Annotated in this window: 4 protein-coding genes; all 4 read right to left on the bottom strand. The window is 66.4% G+C overall.

Annotated elements, in window-relative coordinates; genetic code table 11:
• The coding region (locus ABZD10_RS14575) for a tetrahydrofolate dehydrogenase/cyclohydrolase catalytic domain-containing protein (RefSeq protein ID WP_372887592.1) at positions 1 to 668 on the bottom strand (668 nt) is incomplete at its 3' end.
• A 13-nt stretch (positions 669 to 681) separates the two neighbouring features.
• The gene (locus ABZD10_RS14570; RefSeq protein WP_372887590.1) at positions 682 to 1575 is read right to left on the bottom strand and encodes a bifunctional 5,10-methylenetetrahydrofolate dehydrogenase/5,10-methenyltetrahydrofolate cyclohydrolase; all 894 of its coding nucleotides are present in this window, start codon (positions 1573 to 1575) and stop codon (positions 682 to 684) included.
• A gap of 13 nt (positions 1576 to 1588) precedes the next feature.
• A complete protein-coding gene (locus tag ABZD10_RS14565) occupies positions 1589 to 1894 on the bottom strand; it encodes a chorismate mutase (RefSeq protein WP_372887588.1) in 306 nt (101 codons plus the stop codon).
• A 52-nt stretch (positions 1895 to 1946) separates the two neighbouring features.
• Positions 1947 to 3312 (bottom strand): formate--tetrahydrofolate ligase (locus ABZD10_RS14560; protein WP_372887586.1); only part of this gene is annotated, 1366 nt, incomplete at its 5' end.

Below are 3312 nucleotides of genomic sequence, written 5' to 3'. Positions count from 1 at the left end.
GCCTTGATCCAGTCGCCGGGCACCATCTCGGGGCGGCCCACGGCGGCGACCACGATGTCGGCGCTGCGCACCACATCGGGCAGATCCTTGGTGCGCGAATGGGCGATGGTCACGGTGCAGCTGTCGCCGAGCAGCAGCTGCGCCATCGGCTTGCCGACGATGTTCGAACGCCCGATCACCACCGCGTTCAGCCCCGACAGCGAGCCATGGTGGTCGCGCAGCATCATCAGGCAGCCGAGCGGGGTGCAGGGCACCATCGACTTCTGCCCGGTGCCCAAGAGGCCGACATTGGAAATGTGGAACCCGTCGACGTCCTTTTCCGGGGCGATCGAGTTGATCACCAGATCCTCGTCGAGATGGCCCGGCAGCGGCAGCTGCACCAGGATGCCATGCACCGCCGGGTCGGTGTTCAGCTGCTCGATCAGCGCCAGCAGATCGGCCTCGGAAGTGTCGGCCTCCAGCTTGTGTTCAAAGCTGTTCATGCCCACTTCGACGGTCTGCTTGCCCTTGGAGCGCACATAGACCTGGCTGGCGGGGTCCTCGCCGACCAGCACCACCGCCAGCCCCGGGGTGATGCCGTTTTCCTCTTTCAGCCGGGCCACGTGGCCGGCGACCTTCTCGCGTACCGTGGCGGCAAAGGCCTTGCCGTCGATGATCTTGGCTGCCATGTCGAATTTCCTCTCAGATGTCGGTCCGGGCATAGCTGTCCCGGTAATGGTCCATTTGCAGGCGCGTTGCGAGTACGGCATTCTTCATCAATGTCGCAACCGTCACCGGGCCAACGCCTCCCGGGACGGGGGTGATCCAGCCCGCCACCTCGGCGCAGCTGTCGAAATCGGCGTCGCCCACGGTGCGCGGCCCCTCGGGGGTCTCGATGCGGTTGATGCCGATGTCGATCAGCGCCGCGCCGGGCTTCAGCATGGTGCCGGTGACCAGCCCCGGCTTGCCCACCGCGACAAAGACCGCATCTGCGGCGCGGCTGTGCATCGCCACCGAGCGGGTCATGTGGTGACAGACGGTGACCGTCGCCCCCAGCCCCATCAGCAGAAAGGCGATCGGCTTGCCGACGATCTCGGAATGGCCGATGACGGTGACGTTCAGCCCCTCCATCGGCAGCGGCAGGGTCTTGAGGATCTCGACCGCCGCCACGGCGGTACAGGGGCCGAGCGCCAGATCATTGTAGACGATATTGCCGATCGAGGCCGGGTGCATGCCCTCGACGTCCTTCAGGGGGTGCACCGCCTTTTGCAGCACCTTGACCGGGATGTGATCGGGCAGCGGGCGCTGGATGATGATGCCGTTGACGCGCGGATCGCCGTTGAGCCCCTGCAGGATGCCGGTCAGCTGCTCGAGCGAGGTCTCGGCCGGGTAGTTACGGGCCTCGAAGGCGACGCCGGCGCTGGTCGCCTGTTTCTGCTGGTTGCGCACGTAAAGCTCGGCCGCCGCGGTGTCGCCGACGCTGATCGAGACCAGCTTGGGTTGCCATCCGGCGGCCGCCAGTTCGGCGGCTTCGGCCTTGACCTCGGCCCGCATCCGGGCCCCGATGGCCTTGCCGTCAATGATTGCAGCGCGCATGGCCGCCCCTCTTTCATTCGCGGTCGATGACGCGGGCTTCGCGGTCGATCGACCAGTCTATCAGTTGCCGCCACAGGCCCTCGACCAGCTGCGGATCGAGCCCCCTGTCGCGCGCGGTATGGCTCACCTTGGAGATGACCTCGTCGACCCGCTCGGGGATGCGCGCCGGCAGCCCCTCGGAGGGCTTCAGCGCGATCGCGCGGTCGATATAGCTGGCCCGCAGCACCAGAAGGTCGACGATCTCGGTATCCAGCGCGTCGATCTCGGCGCGCAGCTCGGTCATCGACCGGCAGTTCTGCGGCGGATTGAGTGTGGTCATCTGAATCTCCTGCGGCCCGGTTTCCCAGGCCGCAGAAAGCGTATTTTGCGGCTTAGAACAAGCCTTCGATTTCGCCGGCGTCGTTCAGTCGGATGGTTTCCGCCGCCGGTGTGCGCGGCAGACCCGGCATGGTCATGATCTCGCCGCAGACGACGACCACGAAACCGGCCCCGGCCGAGAGGCGCACCTCGCGGATCGGCACCGAATGGCCGGTCGGCGCGCCGCGCAGGCTCGGGTCGGTCGAGAAGGAATACTGGGTCTTGGCCATGCAGACCGGCAGGTGGCCATAGCCCTGCTGTTCCCAGAGCCGCAGCTGGTCGCGGATCTTCTTGTCGGCCAGCACCTCGTCGGCGCGGTAGATGCCCTTGGCGATGCGCTCGATCTTCTCGAACAGCGACAGCTCGTCACCGTAGAGCGGTGCGAACTGGCTGACGCCGCTGTCGGCGATCTCGGCGACGCGTTTGGCCAGTGCTTCCGAGCCTTCCGAGCCCAGTTCCCAGTGGCGCGACACGATGGCCTCGGAGCCCTGGGTGGCGACATAATCCTTGACCGCCTGCACCTCGGCCTCGGTGTCGGTGACGAAGTGGTTGATCGCCACCACCACCGGCACGCCGAAGGACTTGAGGTTGCCGATGTGGCGGCCGAGGTTGGCGCAGCCGTCCTGCACCGCCTCGACGTTCTCGGCGCCAAGGTCGGCCTTGGCGACGCCGCCGTTCATCTTCATGGCGCGCACGGTGGCCACCAGCACCACGCAATCGGGGGCGAGACCGGCCTTGCGGCACTTGATGTTCATGAACTTCTCGGCCCCGAGGTCGGCGCCGAAGCCGGCTTCGGTGACCACGTAGTCGGCCAGTTTCAGCGCCGTCTTGGTGGCGATCACCGAGTTGCAGCCATGGGCGATGTTGGCAAAGGGGCCGCCGTGGACGAAGGCCGGGTTGTTTTCCAGCGTCTGCACCAGGTTGGGCTGCATCGCGTCCTTCAGCAGCACCGCCATCGCGCCCTCGGCCTTGATGTCGCGGCAATAGACCGGGCTGCGGTCGCGGCGATAGGCGACGATCATGTCGCCGAGGCGCTGTTCCAGATCCTTGAGGTCATTGGCAAGGCACAGGATGGCCATCACTTCCGAGGCCACGGTGATGTCGAAACCGCCCTCGCGCGGGAAGCCGTTGGCGACGCCGCCGAGCGAGACGTTGATCTGGCGCAGGGCGCGGTCGTTCATGTCGACGACGCGGCGCCACTGCACGCGGCGGATGTCGATCTCGGCCTCGTTGCCCCAGTAGATGTGGTTGTCGATCATCGCCGACAGCAGGTTGTGAGCCGACGTGATGGCGTGGAAATCGCCGGTGAAGTGCAGGTTCATGTCATCCATCGGCACGATCTGGGCATGGCCGCCGCCGGCCGCACCGCCCTTCATGCCG

The organism is Shimia sp. (genome assembly GCF_041624275.1).
GTDB lineage: Bacteria > Pseudomonadota > Alphaproteobacteria > Rhodobacterales > Rhodobacteraceae > Shimia.
This window is presented reverse-complemented; position numbering and strand designations above follow the sequence as displayed.

What these genes read in the sequence shown, in the direction of transcription:
- ABZD10_RS14565 (WP_372887588.1), bottom strand. Translation starts at nt 1,894, where the DNA reads ATGACCACACTCAATCCGCCGCAGAACTGCCGGTCGATGACCGAGCTG.
- ABZD10_RS14570 (WP_372887590.1), bottom strand. Translation starts at nt 1,575, where the DNA reads ATGCGCGCTGCAATCATTGACGGCAAGGCCATCGGGGCCCGGATGCGG.